This is a genomic window from Acinetobacter sp. RRD8 (assembly GCF_031844225.1).
In the GTDB taxonomy this organism is placed as follows: Bacteria; Pseudomonadota; Gammaproteobacteria; order Pseudomonadales; family Moraxellaceae; genus Acinetobacter.
This window is the reverse complement of sequence record NZ_JAUZUU010000029.1, coordinates 1-17474: the sequence shown is the minus strand read 5'-3', so window position 1 is coordinate 17474 and position 17474 is coordinate 1. Positions and strand designations below refer to the sequence as shown.

The window sequence follows — 17474 nt, the reverse complement described above, 5'->3', positions numbered from 1 at the left end:
GCTGAATTATAATGTGATTACTTCGGTCCAAGACGTCATTAAAAATCACTTTCATTATGATTACATGAGTAGTCAGTTAAAAATTAAAAATACCGGTGTGTCTCATTTTGAGAGTCAGCACTTGGGTATTCCTTTAAGTCAAACCGCCACTTATATTGAACGTATTTCAAAATCAGATGATCTAGTGATTGAATATGACATCGAAATCTGGTCACAGGACAAAATTGAAATGACCTTAGATATTCAAGCATAAGCTTATATTTATATCCTGACCATTCAAATCCTAAAAAGTTAAATGTTTTTAGGATTTTTTTATTTTCTTAGATTAGCATTAGACCTCCTTCATAAATCATTCTTACTCAGTTGCAAATTATAAATTCCAGCAACTAGATTGAATCTCAAAAGGGGGGCTTTTAGCTCTATTGCGATAACGTTCTGAAAGCATTTTGAAAGTTTTTAGACTGCCAATCCATACTTAATTTCTATTCTTCTTTATTGATTTCCTGATTATAGATTTTTAGTTCAGGATCCAGTTTACAGCGGCTTTTGGCCTCTAATGGCAACAGGGTATTGGGAAGCGCGTTTGATTGAGGTTAAGCAGGCAGGGAAAATTAGACGTTATATCACTTTATTAATGGACCCAAAGACATATCCACTGATAGGCTTGGCGAAGCTTTATGCTCAGCGCTGGGAAATAGAAATGTGTTACCCAGAAATCAAAAGTGATTTACAGGAGGGCAAGCATTTGAGGAACAAGCAACCTGATTTAGTTTGTCAATAATTATGGGGGGCTTTATTGCCTACAATATTCTAAGAAGACAAATGAAACATATGGCTCAACGTGCAAAAGTCAGTCCTTTGAGAATCAGCTTTCATATTGCATCTATTGGCATTCTGAATATATTAAGATTCGACTCTTTAGACTCCGCAGGTAATTTACCTAAACATTTAGAAAGTTTACTGGAAAAATCTAAGAGATATGTTTTGCCTGAGAGGGGAGTGAGGAGTTGCCCACGAGTTGTGAAAGGAACACCACAGAAATACCCAAGAAAATGCCAGTCAATTTCTTAACTGACCGGCATCACTTTAATTAAGGGCTTTCAGATGATTCAGATTTTTTGTCTTTCTCATTTCCATAATCTAAAGCAACCTGTTGCGCTTCGGCGGCGGCAGTTGCTTCTATTGGGATGGATTCATCTGCAATAGCTACTGTTCCAGTAAATCCAAATAAGCTCAGGATTAGAATCTTTGAATACTTTTCCATCTGAATTTCCTCTGCGTTTCTAAAACTTAATTTCAGTGTAGAGGGTAAGTTTAAATTCCGATGTATGAGCTATGTCTGCATATGTAAGATATTCAGGATCCAAGTTATAGAACCTCGGGTTTATGTAAGAATACTTATCGGATGAGTTTTTTTGCAGCATTGACTGGCCAAATACAGACCGATTTTCTTGAAAATCTTTTATAGGGAAGATAATTTAATGGCAAATGATAAAAAGAGCATAGCAATGGTCAACTGCGGTAATCCCCCCTACAATAAAATCCAAGAAGACATAAACAATATGAAACCAACTACGATGAAATGGATCGGCAATAATATTGAGTTAAATGACATGCAGGGTGTCCATACTTTCTTATTAAGTTTAGAAGAAGAAGGTGGTGTTGATTAATCGCAGTATGTCATGAGTCTTATACAGGACATCGCCCAGTACATAAGGTTAAGTTTGAAAAGAATTAGCACCTCCTCTGAGAGATTTTTCTTTACCAGCCCTGTTTTTGTAACATCTAGTAATTTTTTTGTAACCTTATTGTTATTTATTGTTAACTTTGTTTATTATATAAAAGATAAAAGGTGGAGAATTTAAGATGCTCACTAAGGTCGAAGCCATTGTGATTTTACTAATGGTAATTGCATTAATACTCATTATTTATGAAATGGGACAAGGACTTAATTGGACTTTATAAACGCTTTCTCAGTTTAAAAAAAGTCCTCAATTGATGGCATTAATTTATTTATCAGAAGTTTCAGAATTTTGATTTTATACTTGGCTGACTAAAGATGAATAATATCTATATTGGTGATATTGTTTACCTAGTTTACGGTAGTCATCCAATGATGGTTGAAAAATTGCAGGATAATTTAGCTACTTGTATATGGTTCAGTGATAAAAAACATTTTTTCCGTGAGAATTTTCCCTTAAATATCTTAATAAAAAAAACCTAATTCAACAAAATATACCTGGGCGAATTCAAAGCTAATAGTGTACAGGTCATTTCGACCATGGCATGTGTTACTGATCTGAACAATGAATCACTGGTAGAATTTGCTGCTGAGGAACATGGATTTAAAGAGCTAGTTAGTGAAGTCATGAAAATGAATTACGGTGCATTTCAAAACTATGTTATCGCTTGAACTGAGGATCAGAAAGCTTGTTTGAATTGATGTATTTCATCCGCAGATTATGCGCGAATGCTAAGAAATCTGGAGTTCGAATATTAACCAAAAAGAAGATCATTTTTTGATTTATGCGAGAGATCTATTTTATTTTTATATTTATAAGGCTAAACTTGCCTCCAATTTAATACTGGTATGTACCACTTAATTTTAGGGCGTGTCTTCAATATTAAATGTATTTAAAAATACTGTTTGCATGTTCGCCTAAACAATGATTTTCCATTATTACATAATGATCTGGCCCAGGAATATTGATAATGACCACAATGACTGATGATTTAGGTCATGGTATGGGCAATGCCTGGGAACATAAAGACTGGGCACATATTTCTGATCCAGAATTACAAAGTCTGCAGCAGCATTATTCCTGTTTACAAGGTCATATTCAGATTTTGTGGTGTAGTCCCCGGCCATTTTCATCTGCGGCGCTGGTCAAGGTGGAGCAGGATTTTGTGAGCAGGGATGAAGCAGTCGCGCATCAGTATTTGATCAAGCGCAGTCATTGTTCATTTCGGCGTGCCCGCGATATTTTACAGGAGCATGCCGTTCTTCAGCATTTAGCCAGCAAAGAAATTCCTGTTGCAGCATTGATTAGGTCAAATCAAGATCTGACTGCTTTAGAGCTGGGTGACTGGACCTATGAAGTCTATGCAAAAGCAGCCGGTTTAGATCTGTATGCAGATCAGCAATCCTGGAAACCTTTTTTCTATGCTGAACATGCCGCCAAGGCAGGGGCTTTACTGGCCAGACTACATCTGGCGATGCAGGATTTTCCCGAACAGCAGGGCAGATCAGCATCTTATTTGATTTCCAATCAGCAGCTTTTAGACAGTGAAAATATCATTACAGCCATTCAACAGCGCATTGCAAACAGTTCAGAATTAAGCCGTTATTTTGCCGATAAAAATTTAGATCCTTACTTTTTAGATCGAATCTTACAGGTTCACCAGCGTATTCAGCCTGTATTGCAACAGGCAAGCAAAATTTGGACCCATAACGATTTACACGCTTCTAATCTGTTTTGGTCAGCGCCGGATGCCAAAGCTGAAATTACTGTCGTAATTGATTTTGGTTTATCTGACCGAAACTCTGCACTTTATGATCTGGCTGTGACGATTGAACGTAATTTCATTGATTGGTTGGAATTAGAGCAGAGCCCACATATTCAGATTGATGAAGCTGGTTTAACTGCCTTTCTACATGCTTATTTTTCTGAAGTACATCCACAAGAAGATTTTAGTATTTTGCCAGAACTACTGAAAATCGTGCATTTGGATTTCGCTTTTTCAGAGCTTGAGTATTTTGTTGGGATTACTCAAAACCAGCAACATGCAGATGCTGCTTATTACGACTGGATTATCGGTCATGTGGACTGGTTCTTTGGCGAACAAGGTCAACAATTTACCCAGACCTTAACCCGGCTCATTCAAGATGAATTGCAATCTTCTCAATGCTCTCTCTAAACCCAGCATCATCACCCACTTCACAGACATAAGGTTTCGTATGAACACTCGTCAACTCAAACAGAATGTATTAATCCGATCTTTAAATATGATCATTCTGTCGCAGCTGTGTTTAGTCCCGCTGACTTATGCTGAAGACGATGTTCAAAAGCTTGACACGATTGTTATCACAGCCGATCAAAGCATTCCTTACTCGAGTGCTAAAGTGAATGTTGAGGGATTTGCTACGGACAGTCTGCAAAAAATACCTGCATCGGTCTCTATTTTGACTGCTGATCTTATTGCTGAACAACATGCTCGTGTGCTGAGCGATGTTATAAAAAATGATGCAGCCATCGGTGAGGGCTATGCTGCAATTGGCTATTATCCAAACTTTGTCTCGCGTGGCTTTGCACTCGATTTGGCATCTAGCTACCTCATTAATGGCAATGTGATTCGTGGTGAACAAAACGTCGCACTTGAAAATAAAGAACGTGTGGAAATTTTAAAAGGCATGTCCGCGATTCAAAGTGGGATGTCGACCCCGGGTGGGGTTGTGAATTATGTCACCAAGCGACCGAAAGATATTCAGGCACTGACATTCTCGGCCGATCAACACGGCCAGTTTTCAGTGGCAACTGATCTCGGTGGTTTTTTGGGTGATGAGCAACAATTCGGATATCGCATCAATCTGGTGAATGAACAGATGGAGTCTTATGTCGATCATGTGGATGGTGAACGCTATTTAGCGGCATTGGCCTTAGATTGGAAAACATCTGAGCAATCTAAATTGGAATTTGATCTTGAAGCACAGCGTTCAGAACAACGATCAGTGCCAGGTTATCAATTACTGGATGGCAAAGTCCCAGAAAATGTGAAATGGGAGCGTTTACTTGGTTATCAGACTTGGGGTAAACCGGTCACGATCGATAGTCTGAATAGCAGTTTAAAATATAGCTATGCATTGAATGATGACTGGAACTTGGGACTCGTTGCAGCACACAGTAAATCCAGAGTTGATGACTATTCAAGCTTTGCTTATGGTTATTATCGGGAAGGCTGTCTGGAAGAGTATTCCTGTAACACGTTTGGTAAAGCTGGCGAGTATGATATTTATGATTTTCGTAATCCGGATGACACCTTTAAAACCAATCAATTTAAAGTCAAATTGGATGGGGTGATTGATACCAATTGGGTACAACATTATCTACATTTTGATATTACACAAACCAATAAATCGCGAGATCGTTTTGCTGGTGTCAATGAATGGAAATGGATTGGTGTAGGTAATATTTATACAGAAACCATAGATTTTTCCCCAGTAACAGCGAATGCTGGACCAAAATATCAAGTACTTAAAAGTAAACAAACTGCATTTACAGCATTAGACCGTATTGAATGGAATAAACAGTGGTCTACTTTGATTGGCGGAAAATGGATTGAGCTTGATGAGCAAGCTTATGGTGAAGGTCAGGTAAAAGTACGCGATACCGATTTAGGCAAATTTTTACCGCAATTTGCGATCAGCTATAGCCCCTTGGAATCGACTACCGTCTATGCCTCGTATGCTAAAGGCCTGTCAGATGGAAAAACAGCGCCTTGGTTTGCAGAGAATGCGGCTGAAACTCTAGCACCGATCTATTCAGAGCAATATGAAATTGGCCTAAAACAACAGATCAAGCAGTTTTTATTGACTGCCTCGCTATTTGATTTACGCCAAGACAACCAATATAGCAAGCCGATTTCAGGACTTCGCTATTTTATTGCGGAAGGCGAACAGCATAGTCAGGGCCTGGAATTAGGACTGAATGGTGCATTAACCGACCATCTGGCCTTAACTTCATCTTTAGCCTTGACCAAAGCCCGTTTAGAAAATGTGGAAGCGGTTGAATATGGTAATCATCAGGCGCAAAACGTGCCAAAAGCTCGTTTCGCAACACATCTTCGCTATAACGTACCGAGCATTGCAGGTTTCACTGTTCTGGCAGGTGGTCAATACAGTTCCAGCAAATATGCCAACAAAGAGGGTGCTGCGAAAGTTGCAGGTTATAGTGTGGTTGATTTAGGCGCTGCTTATCAATTTAAACTAAATACGACCGATGCATTGCTACGCTTGAATATTAATAATCTGTTCAACAAGAAATACTGGCGTGATGCAGGTGAATTTTTGGGTGACGATTATTTATTCTTGGGTTCGCCGCGTACAGCAACCTTGTCATTCAATCTGAACTTCTAAATTGGCTGCTTAATCAGGTTATATTGCTATGGAAAATATAGAAATTGCAGCGTTTATTTTAAACGTTTTAGGTGTCTGGTTGACCTCCAAACAATATAAAGTCTGCTGGTTGGTGAATATTGTCGCTGTATTTTTATATATGATTATTTTTTATCGTGTCAATTTATTTGCAGACGCAGCATTACAAGCCGTATTTATCTTGATGCAACTGTATGGCTGGTATAGCTGGTCGAAGAAAAATCATGACCAGGCTATCACCGTGCAGATTGGCTATTTGAATAAAAAAATCTGGGTATATAGCCTGATTGTGGGTATTGTCGCCGGTCTGGTGATTGGCGCCTTATTTGCTCATTTCACCACAGCATCACTCCCTTGGTTGGATTCCATGTTGGCTTCTTTTAGCTTGGTGGCAAGTTATTGGGCGGCAAAAAAATATATTGAAAGCTGGGGATTATGGTGTGTGTTAGATGTGATTTATGTCGGCATGTATAGCTATAAGTCATTGTATTTAACCGCCGTGCTTTATTTTATTTTTATTCTTCTGGCACTCAATGGCTGGAGAATGTGGCGAAATCTTTATAGAGTGAAATTATCTTGAAATGACACTATTGCAAATAGAAATTTGAGGTGATGCTCTTTCCTTTAAAAAAAGTATTTATAGACTAAAAACTTTATTTGAATTGGCCGCAGCTTGAAGATGTTGCTGATATTTTGTGAAAGCTAGCTACCATACATTCAAAGCGAACCGAAGTTCGCTTTGAATGTATTTCACTTCTTAAAAGAACCCGGCTGGTTTGGTCGAATAGCTCACTAACAGATTTTTGGTTTGTTGATAATGATCCAGCATCATTCTGTGATTCTCACGCCCAATCCCTGATTTTTTATAACCACCGAAAGCCGCATGGGCAGGGTAGATGTGATAACAGTTAGTCCAGACCCGACCTGCCTGAATAGCACGGCCTGCACGGTAAGAGGTATGCGCTGAGCGTGACCAGACACCGGCACCGAGTCCATAAATCGTATCATTGGCGATCTTGATCGCATCATCAAAGTCTTTAAAGGTGGTCACAGCCAATACAGGCCCGAAGATTTCATCCTGGAAGGTCTTCATGTCATTGGTGCCTTTAAAGATAGTCGGCTCAATATAGAAACCTTGACCCACTTCCTGACGTGCTTCACCACCAGTCAGGATCTGTGCGCCTTCTTCACGACCAGTGGCAATACAGCCCAGAATCTTGTCCTGCTGTTCCTGTGAGGCTTGCGCGCCAATCATGGTGTCAGTATCCAGCGGATGCCCGGTTTTAATCCGTTTCACCCGTTCAACGGCACGCGCCAGAAATTCGTCAGCAATACTTTCCTGGATCAGCGCACGCGATGGACAGGTGCAGATTTCACCCTGGTTCAGGGCAAACATGGCAAAACCTTCCAGCGCTTTGTCCAGATAATCGTCTTCCTGATCCATAATGTCGGCAAAGAACAAGTTTGGTGATTTACCGCCAAGTTCCAGAGTCACCGGAATAATATTTTCAGTCGCATATTGCATGATCATCTGACCCACTGCGGTGGAACCGGTAAAGGCAATCTTGGAAATACGGGGATTGGTCGCCAGTGGACGGCCGACTTCGACCCCGTAGCCATTGACGATGTTCAACACGCCCGGTGGCAAAATATCCTGAATCAGTTCAGCCAGCACCAGAATGCTGACCGGAGTCTGTTCTGCAGGTTTCAACACAATGCAGTTGCCCGCAGCCAGGGCAGGTGCCAGTTTCCAGACAGCCATCAGAATCGGAAAGTTCCACGGGATAATCTGACCCACGACCCCCAACGGCTCATGAAAATGATAAGCAATCGTATCTTCATCAATTTCGGAAATGCCGCCTTCCTGCGCACGAATACAGCCGGCAAAATAACGGAAATGGTCAATAGCCAGCGGAATATCGGCAGCCAGCGTTTCACGGATCGGTTTGCCGTTATCCCAGGTTTCTGCCACTGCCAGCAGTTCCAGATTTTGTTCCAGACGATCGGCAATTTTCAACAGAATATTGGAGCGGGTGGTCGGCGATGCTCTGTTCCATTGTTCTTTGGCTTTGTGCGCTGCATCCAGGGCCAATTCAATGTCTTCTACAGAAGAACGCGGAACCTTGGTAAAGACTTTGCCATCTACCGGAGAGATGTTGTCAAAGTATTCACCTTTGACCGGAGCGACCCATTCGCCGCCAATAAAATTCTCGTATTGTGCTTTAAAATGAACTTTTGAATCAGGTTGATTAGGATCGACGTAACGCATATTTATTTCCTTTGCTTATTTTCGTATGGCAAAACCGCTTCTACAGCTTTGGTATAAGGTACTTCTGCATCTTATTTGATTAATATAACTGGTATAAGGTTGGAAAAAGGTTGGAGCTAGCATGTTCACGATATTTTCATCCATTTTAAAAAAATAACGATTACAGCGGATGTAAATCATGAATTGTTGTGAGAATAAGGAATGATGACAAAACAAGATTTGATGGAAAAAAGGCACAATACTGATCAGCTTCGGCAAAACAGCAGTTTGTCTCCCTTACATGCAGAACAGCTGGGACAGAGTATTGCCAGCTCCTGGCAACGTTCATCCTCGGCTGAAATCCCGAAGAATCGTTTAGCAGCACCGCTGACGGATTTAAAAAAGACCACTTCTTCCTCAACTTTAGCCCAAGCCCTGCAACATTGTGCTCAGGATTTAAAACATATTGCCGAGCAATCTTCTATGGTGCTGGCGGTCGGAGATATCGGCAGCACCATCATTTGGGCAGCTTCTAGCCCACAAATGCAAAGTGCCGCAGAAAGTGTACATTTTATTGAAGGTGGGCAATGGCGCGAAGAGCTAGTCGGAACCAATGCATTGGCATTATCCTTAAAAACTCAACAATCCAGCTGTGTCTTTTCCAGTGAACATTACATGTCCTCCATTCATGATTGGGTTTGTTACGCTGCCCCGATTATTGATCCCTATTCAAAACAGGTCTTAGGTGTCATTGATCTGTCAACTACCTGGCCAAAGCATAACAGTTTAGCACTACTAGCTGCGGAGCGCTGTGCTACGATCATCCAGTCGGCTCTACTAGAATGCCAGAAGCAGCGCCTGTTTATTCGAGCTTTTTCAGTACCTCAAGTGCTGTTTAATGGCAAGATGTTGGTTCTGACTCCTCGACAGATTGAAATTCTGACCATTCTAGCCTTATGTCCGCAGGGTCTGAGTCTAGATACATTGCATCAGGCCTTATATGGCGAGCGCAAGGTCAGTATGGGGACTTTAAAAGCAGAAATGTCACAATTACGCGATTTATTAGGTGGTATGCTGGGTTCCAGACCCTATCGTTTATTGGCGCATGTAGAGGCTGATTTTTTAATGACAGAGCAATCTTTAGATGCTGGGTATATCGATTCAGTCTTGAAATTATGTACCGGCGTATTTCTGGCCAAAACAGAAAGTCCATTTCTATGCGCTTGGAGAGATTGTCTGGAATCACGCCTGAGCGATGCCATTTTCAAGGCTAATGAAACCGATGTCTTGCTGAAACATGTGGCACATTTTCCTGAAGCGATTGATGCTGTAGAACGCCTGATTGAACTGATGCCCAAAAACCATCCCGTTCATCAGACTCTGTTAAAATATAAAAATCTTTAAAGCTGATGTAACTGTCGGTACAAAGCTAAACAGTTAAAATAGGAATATTCTGGAATATTAAGTATTATCCTTGCTTACTGTGAGTTTACTTATTAATTTAGACTGAACCTGATCCTAAAATTTTTATCAGTGGCTACCCAGTTTGCTGTTTGCCTAGATGCTTGATATCAGCTACGCTCACCTTCATGTCATTTGAAGGACGCGCAGTTTATTCCTCAGGGATCAAATATAATCGTAAGATAATACGCTATGAAATTTTATTTATGGCTAGAACGGGCTAAAAAAATAGTGGCATTTTTCTACCATGGGATTAATGTCGATATTCATAATGAAGGGGACTTCATAAAAAAGAAACACCCCCCGCTTTTATCCTCTTATGAAGGCAAAAGGATCAGCCAGGAACAGGAAAATGCATGTCTGCTCTTGGCACACTTCCTCAGGAAGTGAAACAGGGGCTGTTAAAAATGTAAGTCAGATACTTGGAGAGAATACTTACATTGAGGTACTACATCGCCGCTTTAAAAATATCTACCACTTGGGCATGGTTGGCTTTACGTGGATTGGTCAACATGCAGGCATCTTTTTGTGCATTTTCCGCCATGATGGCCAAGTCAGCTTCTTTTACATTCAATTCCGTCAGCCCAGATGGAATACCAATTGAAGCCGAAAGCTGACGAATGGCGCCAATCGCTTCATAAGCTGCTTCAGTTACGGTTAAGCCTTCTGTATTCACCCCCATCAATTGGGCAATTTTGGCATAACGTTCAGGACAAGCAATCAGGTTAAATTCACAAACATGGGGGAGCAGAATTGCATTACAAACACCATGCGGCAAGTTGTAGAAGCCTCCGAGCTGATGTGCCATCGCATGCACATATCCTAAAGAGGCGTTGTTAAAGGCCATTCCGGCAAGATATTGGGCATAGCTCATGGCATCCCGTGCTTCCAGATTATCCCCATTCGCCACTGCCAGGCTAAGCCATTCGCTGATCATGGTAATCGCCTTTTCTGCACAGGCATCAGTGATTGGATTTGCTGCCGTAGACACATAAGCTTCTACTGCATGCGTCAAGGCATCCATACCTGTTGCCGCAGTCAGCCCTGCAGGTTTGGCCAACATAAGTTTAGGGTCATCAATCGCAATGAGTGGTGTACAACGCCAATCTACAATCGCCATTTTCACATGGGTATCGGTATTGGTAATGATACAGAAACGTGTCATCTCCGAAGCTGTCCCTGCCGTAGTATTGATTGCAATCAGTGGTGTCATCGGGACGGTACTTTTATCAATCCCTTCATAATCACGGATATGTCCGCCACCTGCAGTGACTAGACCAATGCCTTTGGCACAGTCATGTGAGGAACCCCCACCTAACGATACAATAAAATCACAGGCATTTTCATTATAAGCTGTAACTCCATGATGCACGTTAATATCAGTTGGATTGGGTTCCGCGCCTGGGAAAATATAACTGTCAACACCCGCCTCTTTCAAATAATTTGCAATATCATCTGCAACACCAAATTTAAACAGCCCCGCATCAGTTACAATCAGCGCTTTCTTGGCACCTAAATTTTGTGCTTTTATCCCGATTTCTTTAGCACAGCCCGGACCAAAAAGTGAAACACAGGGAATATAAAAACCGTTAGTTTGATCTGAAATATTTTTAAAAGCCATGGCGTGATTCCTTCTACCATTAATTGATTATTTTATCGGTGACCCTCACCGTAATATAAGTATTGGATGAAGTTAAAAAGAATCCTACCTACCAAATACCTACCAATTTAAATTTCTGATTCTAGCCAAAATAATGAATCTGAAATATTTAAAAGTAGGTTGCCAAGGTTTAGCAGATACTGGGTAGATTGGTTCAATAGAGGGCATGTAAGTAGCGCACTAGGCTGTTTACTACTTTCTGATTTTAAATAAATACTAAAATGCTTTATTCATTTTTAAGATAAAGATAAAAAGTACAGGGCTTAGAAATACCCATAGAGCCACAAAGCTAATACTGTAGCTAAACCGGGTCCGTAATAAAACCATTACGACGAATAAGAAAATACCTGCAGCGAACTTAGTGTACGTAGGAAAATTCGCTAAAAAAGCGTAACGAGATTTTCGGGTTTTTAGGATCTGCTTTGCACTTACCGCATAAAAGGCAAAGCAGCTTAGCCATAAAAGAACGGTTACTGCGATCCATATCATGTGGAAGACTCCTGCTGCGCAGATTTTAGTTTGGCCTGAATTTTATTGACCGCCTTTTGCTGAATGGGCGTAATTTTCTGGTGTAAAAAGAGGGCAAGCAGTGCCAAGCTCCACAACATCAGATCGATTCGCAGAAATGGCCAGTAAGTTGTAAAAGAATCAATATAATCATGGAAAATGAGATAATAAATATTGATCAGCGGCAGCATAAAAGCAGTACCAATCAGGATTTTAAGCTGAATTTTCCATAAATATTGCTGCGGTGTTAAACATGCCAGAATGAAACTGCCGAGCCAAATACTGAAAAAACTATAAATCTCATAATTTGGTGCACCTACAGGGATGCTGATAAAACGATTCGCATAGAGATAAGCCAGCATGGCAATCGGCAAGCCAAGTATCATGGTGATATTCAAGCGGTTCACCAAATAATGTCCGAGATGAAACCGCGCTGATTTTTTCTGCATCTGGCGTTTCAGACTCCACAGCAGCAGACCGGAGGCAATCATGGCGCAGCCCAATATGCCAGAGAAAAACAATCCTAAACGTAAAGCAGGTTCAGCAAAACGTGCCATATGCAAACCATACATGCCGGCATTGAGTGTGGCAATTGCACTTTCATTGCGTGTACTTTCAAGCAATTTTCCGGTAGCTGCATTTAAAATAAGCTGTGCTTGATTTCGGGTAATGGAATGATCTTGGAGTTGGGTTAATGTTATTTGTGCCAGCTGGGTATTGGGCTGCTTGACCGTGATATTGTCAAATTCCGCATATCCCCAGTGTTGCTGTGCCGTGGTGATAAAATGTTGAATTGGCAGCATCTGGGTTTTCACAGGAACTGAGGGGGTGGCTGATGTATTGATTGTGCGAATTTCTTCAAAATATTGAAAGGGATTGTCTGGATAAAGCTTTTTCATACCGGAAGGCAGCACGATATAAAAGAAAATCGCCAGCCCGGTAAATGTCATGGTCAAAAAGAACGGCAGGGCAATCACTGAACTGACATTATGAAAATCCAGATAGGAGCGCTGCCCCTTAAATGCTCTTAAGGTAAAAAAGTCTGTCAGGATTTTTTTATGGGTAATGATTCCTGAAATCAGAGTCAATAACATGATAAAGGCAGCGACCGTCACAATGAGGCGACCGATGGTGTAGGGCATACCATAGAGCTGAAAATGAAAATTATAGAAAAAATCTCCCCCTTGTGTGGCTGAAAGCTGTAATTCTTTTCCTGTCGAAGCATTCAGGGTTTTGACTTCATAGCCACCATCCGCTTTTTGCCAGTAGACTTTATTCACCGGTGAGTCTTGATTGGCGACTACGATATACCAGTTTTGGGCGTCCGGTGCATGCTGCTGTAAATAGCTGTAAGCAGATTTTAAGGCAGTTTCCTGATTGACTTGCATTGTGGCAAATTCAGGCTGCATCCATAGACTGATTTCATGTCGGTAATAGGTGACCGCGCCTGTTAAAAAGATCGCAAAGAGTAACCAGCCAAAGCTTAAACCCAGCCATGAATGTAAACATGCCATGGATTGACGGACAGATTTATGCATGGTTTAACCTATGAAGCGGGAGAAGAGAAATAAAATAAGTAAAGGAATCAGGCTATAGATAGAAAGCTTTTTTAAACTTTGGATACAGAAGATTCCAATCACAAAACAAACATAAAAAATCAGGGCAGTAAATGCAGCCAAATAGACAGACTCAGCTTTAGGCAAATAAGCTTGTAAAAAGTAAGCCAGATCGAGTGCGATTAAATAACTGCACAAGTAGCCAATGCCAAAGGTCATGCCTAAGCGATAGAGAATGGCAAGTGGCTGCACTACAATAGACATCATATTTGGCCTTGAATAAATCTATACTGATGAAAATCTAAAAACTTAATAAACAAAACTTAAAGTCGTTACCAGATACTGTTTTTTATAGGCCTGCTGATTCAATTTTCCTGCCTTGTCTGCTTCTTTGCCAACTTCAATGACATATTGACCTTTCCATGGCGTGGCGATCGTAATCTGGCCTTGGCCGTTGGTGGTGTATTTTTTTAGCCAGAATTGCGGGGAAAAGACTGTGACTTCAACATCCGCAGCAGCTTTACCCTGATACAGTACCGTAAATGTATTGCTGTTGATCTGAGTCGGGACAATATCTAGTTCTGACTCTGCTTTCAAGTTTTGTCTGCCGGATTTGGCATGATAGCTCAACAATGATTCTCCATAGATCAATTCATGACTGAGCTGGACATCTGTCTGGCCTTGGGTCGCATAAAGCAAATGATCTTGTTGCATTTGAGGACTAAAGCTTTTTCTAGACTGAACGGCCTTTGCTTGATTAAAAGACTTCAAGGCACCTTGCTGCGTTTCTTTAAGCTGTTCACTATATTCACCAAAGAACGCATGAGTCTGCTGATTTGTGCCACGTTCCAGCCAAAGCATATGCGCCTGAGCTGAAAGTGTCATAGACAGTCCGAGGGTCAGAGCGATCATTTTTTTCATTTGTTTTACCTGTTTTTGTGTATGTAGTGATGATTTAGCCCTGAACATGTCGTCAAAGCTAAGTTTGAAAATCAGTATTTAAATTTCACAGCAACGCTGTAATTTGCTGGTGCACCATAAAAACCTTGCTGATTCGGGAAATTGAACAGATATTTTTCATTGGTCAGGTTATTACCATTGGCTTGCAAGGTCATATGCTCATTCAGCTCATAGCTGGCCATTAAGTTCACGAGCGCATAAGCATCCTGCTCAATGATTCCAGCTTTCTGGGTAATCACTCCATTGGCGGTTGCTTCAGGCACATCTAGATAGGTCTGATCTTGCCACTGCACACCAAGGCCCAGTTTCAGTTTTGGAAGTTGCGGCACCTGATAGGTAGTTAAAAGATTAAAAGACTGGGTTGGATTGAAGGTACGCGCATCACCGCCATTGATCAGATCTTTCAGGCTAAACTGGGTATAACCAAAGCTTAAGTTTAAATGGTCGCTCAGTTGTCCCGCCAAGCCGAACTCGTAGCCTTGGGAACGCAAGTCACTAACCTGAGTCTTGCGTAAAGTCGGAATACCATCAGAATCACGAAGCGGATAATTACTTTGCTCCGTTCTAAACACGGCCATGGTGGCGGTAAGCTTGTCATCTAGCCAAGAACCTTTGACTCCGACTTCATAGCTTTCACCTTCGATCGGCTTGTTAATGCTGCCATCATCTGCTTTGGTGGTTTGCGGACGGAAAATCGAGGTATAACTCAGGTAACCTGTATATTCAGGGCTAAAGTTATAGGTCAAACCGGCATAGGGTAAAACTTTATCTTCATCATAAATGGTGTCGGTCCCATAACTGCTACCACTGCTTTCAGCCTGAACATAGTTCGCACCTAAAAGCAGTTTCAGATCATCATTCAGATGCAGTCGGGTCGCAGCATAAAGGCTCTGGTTCTTCTGCCGGATATGCATTTCCCCACTGGTTTTCGATAGATCCCAGCTTGGTTCTTCTGGTGTAAAGCTGGCTAAATCTGTGGTCAGCGGATTGACAAAGCTGCCAGCATAACCCAATTCATCCAGACTATTCTTGGCCCAGACATAGCCCAATGAGGCTTCATGGTGTTGTCCCCAAAGCGGATAGGTGCCGCTAAAACTCAGGCTGGCTTGTTGTTCTGTATTATCATCAATATACATGCCTGGGTAGAGGAAGATACCTGAAGTGCCATTTGCGCCAGGTTTTCCAGACAGAAACAAGAGTTTTGAATCACGTTGTGTGCGTTTTTCATCATAAGTCAGTTTGGCTGTCCAGTCGCCTGCCAGTTTTCGTTCAAGCTCGGCAAAGTAACTTTTAATATTGCTATCCCAATAGGTCCAGCTTGGGCTGTAATTATAATTCCGTGAGTAACTGAGCTGCTCACCTTCGGTATTGATCAGTGGATTAGAACCCCAATTCACACCATTCGGCTTATGATTGCTTTCAGTATAGCCTGCGGTCAATAGGGTTGTGTCAGTTACATCTGCCTCCACAACAGCACCTATGCCGTTCTTTTTCAGTTCATAACGATCCAGATAACTGTCACCATTCTGTTTATAGCCAAATACACGGCCTCTGATTTTTCCATCCTGGGTGAGAGGAGAGGATATATCTGCTTCATAGCGCTGCGTATTCCATGAACCGTAACTGGCATTCAAGGCTGCCTGAAGTTCCTGAGTAGGGCGTTTGCGAATCATGTTAATGGTTGCACCAGGATCGCCAATTCCATTATTTAAGGCATTTGCGCCTTTCACCACTTCGATACGGTCAAACAAAAAACTGTCCGGATTATCATTATTATAATTATAGCCTTCGAGTGGAATACCAACGCCATCCACTAAAACATTCGAAATCTCGAAACCTCGGGCAAGGTAGGAGCTCCGTTCCGTTTCCTGATTGTTGACAATAATGCCAGGGGCATTACGCAGTACTTCCCGGGTATTATCTAAGGCAAAGTCATCCAGTTGCTGGCGAGTGATGACATTGACTGTTTGCGGCGTTTCCTTGAGTGGAATATTCAGTTTTGAGGCGGTTGACGAATTTTGGATGATATAAGCCTTACTCTGTTCGGAGCTGAGCTCACTCTGTTCTGATTCCGCTGTAACTGTAATCGTCGGTAATTGCTGAGTATCATCGGCAAAACTTTGCTGGGACACTAAAATTGCAAGACTAAGAAGAGAAAGCTTAAATGATGGAGGAACGGTATAAAACATTTTAGTTAATGTAAATGATAATGATTATCAGTAATATTATTGTTTAATATCTCTTAAAGCAATCTCAATATAATAGGAAATCCAAATGAAAAATGAGTTAATGATAGGTAAATCTACAAATAAAAGTTTAATGTAAGGAGTAGGGAACAATAAAATATCACTGTTAAAAAAAGATGTTATTACCTTACTTTTGTGCTCCTGAACCAATTTGTTTATATACTGCACTATAAATTTTCAAATCCTCAATCTGGAGTGACTTTGTTGCATAAAGGCTTCAGAGATAGATCTTTTCTAAGTTACTCGAATTCAAGTGACAACTTGGGTATGAGGTCGACCTAATTCCGTTAATTTATCGCCTAATAATTTAATGCAATACATTTTGGTTTTGACCAAACTTCGCCGATGATAGCCTGACCATTTTTTCCATAGTGTCCTGCCTAAACGTTTAACTGTTCGAAGTAATTCATTTCGTTCTAGCGAGCTACTCTTTGTATCTTTCCATGGTTTCGCATTTTTCTAGGTGGAATCACCGCATATGCTTACCGGTCTGCAATGACTTGACGGCATTGCTTGGTGTTATAAGCCTCGTCTGTATAAACTGAATCAATCTGTTCATCCAACGGAATTTGATCAAGTAACTCCCCAAGGATTCGTGAATCACTCACATTATTCGTTGTGAGCTGAACTGCTCGTATTTGAAGAGTTTTAGCATCTATAGTGGGTATTGGTATGTTGAATGTAG

General features: G+C 41.2%; 14 protein-coding genes and 2 pseudogenes. 7 read left to right on the top strand and 9 right to left on the bottom strand.

Annotation, left to right across the window (positions count from 1 at the left end):
* Both Q9R24_RS14370 and Q9R24_RS14365 read left to right on the top strand, forming a co-directional pair.
* Positions 1-253, top strand: a 253-nt coding sequence (locus Q9R24_RS14370) for a UTRA domain-containing protein (RefSeq protein WP_409193115.1), incomplete at its 5' end; no start/stop codon positions are given.
* Between the two features lie 315 nt (positions 254-568).
* Positions 569-1071: pseudogene (locus tag Q9R24_RS14365) on the top strand (DDE transposase); the annotation flags it as partial.
* Between the two features lie 19 nt (positions 1072-1090).
* Here the strand turns inward: Q9R24_RS14365 and Q9R24_RS14360 are convergent.
* Positions 1091-1264, bottom strand: a complete 174-nt coding sequence (locus Q9R24_RS14360) for a hypothetical protein (protein WP_004281965.1) — start codon at positions 1262-1264, stop codon at positions 1091-1093.
* Positions 1265-1481: 217 nt separating this feature from the next.
* On the opposite strand from Q9R24_RS14360, the gene Q9R24_RS14355 reads away from it, so the two are divergent.
* The 4 genes from Q9R24_RS14355 (at position 1482) to pnuC (ending at position 6731) form a co-directional block, all read left to right on the top strand.
* Complete coding sequence (locus Q9R24_RS14355) at positions 1482-1670, top strand: hypothetical protein (protein WP_164542878.1); 189 nt, start codon at positions 1482-1484, stop codon at positions 1668-1670.
* A gap of 1042 nt (positions 1671-2712) precedes the next feature.
* A complete protein-coding gene (locus tag Q9R24_RS14350) occupies positions 2713-3918 on the top strand; it encodes a phosphotransferase (protein ID WP_311204721.1) in 1206 nt (401 codons plus the stop codon).
* 40 nt (positions 3919-3958) lie between these two features.
* A complete protein-coding gene (locus tag Q9R24_RS14345; RefSeq protein WP_311204720.1) occupies positions 3959-6133 on the top strand; it encodes a TonB-dependent siderophore receptor in 2175 nt (724 codons plus the stop codon).
* Positions 6134-6161: 28 nt separating this feature from the next.
* A complete protein-coding gene (pnuC, locus tag Q9R24_RS14340) occupies positions 6162-6731 on the top strand; it encodes a nicotinamide riboside transporter PnuC (RefSeq protein WP_004281962.1) in 570 nt (189 codons plus the stop codon).
* Between the two features lie 177 nt (positions 6732-6908).
* On the opposite strand, the gene Q9R24_RS14335 is transcribed toward pnuC, so the two are convergent.
* Positions 6909-8420 (bottom strand): aldehyde dehydrogenase family protein, encoded by a 1512-nt coding sequence (locus Q9R24_RS14335; RefSeq protein ID WP_005093765.1) that lies wholly within the window; start codon positions 8418-8420, stop codon positions 6909-6911.
* 201 nt (positions 8421-8621) lie between these two features.
* On the opposite strand from Q9R24_RS14335, the gene Q9R24_RS14330 reads away from it, so the two are divergent.
* Positions 8622-9803, top strand: coding sequence for a transcriptional regulator (locus Q9R24_RS14330; RefSeq protein ID WP_311204719.1), 1182 nt, complete (start codon positions 8622-8624; stop codon positions 9801-9803).
* A gap of 505 nt (positions 9804-10308) precedes the next feature.
* Here the strand turns inward: Q9R24_RS14330 and Q9R24_RS14325 are convergent.
* The 7 genes and pseudogenes from Q9R24_RS14325 to Q9R24_RS14295 all read right to left on the bottom strand — a co-directional run.
* Positions 10309-11481 carry an iron-containing alcohol dehydrogenase gene (locus tag Q9R24_RS14325; protein WP_086044961.1) on the bottom strand — a complete coding sequence of 391 codons (1173 nt, stop codon included), beginning with the start codon at positions 11479-11481 and terminating at the stop codon, positions 10309-10311.
* Between the two features lie 255 nt (positions 11482-11736).
* Positions 11737-12009: a hypothetical protein gene (locus tag Q9R24_RS14320; RefSeq protein WP_311204718.1), complete on the bottom strand. Its 273-nt coding sequence runs from the start codon at positions 12007-12009 to the stop codon at positions 11737-11739.
* Positions 12006-13565, bottom strand: coding sequence for a PepSY-associated TM helix domain-containing protein (locus tag Q9R24_RS14315; RefSeq protein WP_311204717.1), 1560 nt, complete (start codon positions 13563-13565; stop codon positions 12006-12008). Before Q9R24_RS14315 ends, Q9R24_RS14320 begins: the two co-directional genes overlap by 4 nt.
* Before the next feature lie 3 nt (positions 13566-13568).
* Complete coding sequence (locus Q9R24_RS14310) at positions 13569-13850, bottom strand: hypothetical protein (RefSeq protein ID WP_311204716.1); 282 nt, start codon at positions 13848-13850, stop codon at positions 13569-13571.
* Positions 13851-13892: 42 nt separating this feature from the next.
* A complete protein-coding gene (locus tag Q9R24_RS14305; protein ID WP_004733134.1) occupies positions 13893-14504 on the bottom strand; it encodes a DUF4198 domain-containing protein in 612 nt (203 codons plus the stop codon).
* A 71-nt stretch (positions 14505-14575) separates the two neighbouring features.
* Positions 14576-16732, bottom strand: a complete 2157-nt coding sequence (locus tag Q9R24_RS14300; protein WP_311204715.1) for a TonB-dependent siderophore receptor — start codon at positions 16730-16732, stop codon at positions 14576-14578.
* A 306-nt stretch (positions 16733-17038) separates the two neighbouring features.
* A pseudogene (locus Q9R24_RS14295) lies at positions 17039-17474 on the bottom strand (transposase); the annotation flags it as partial.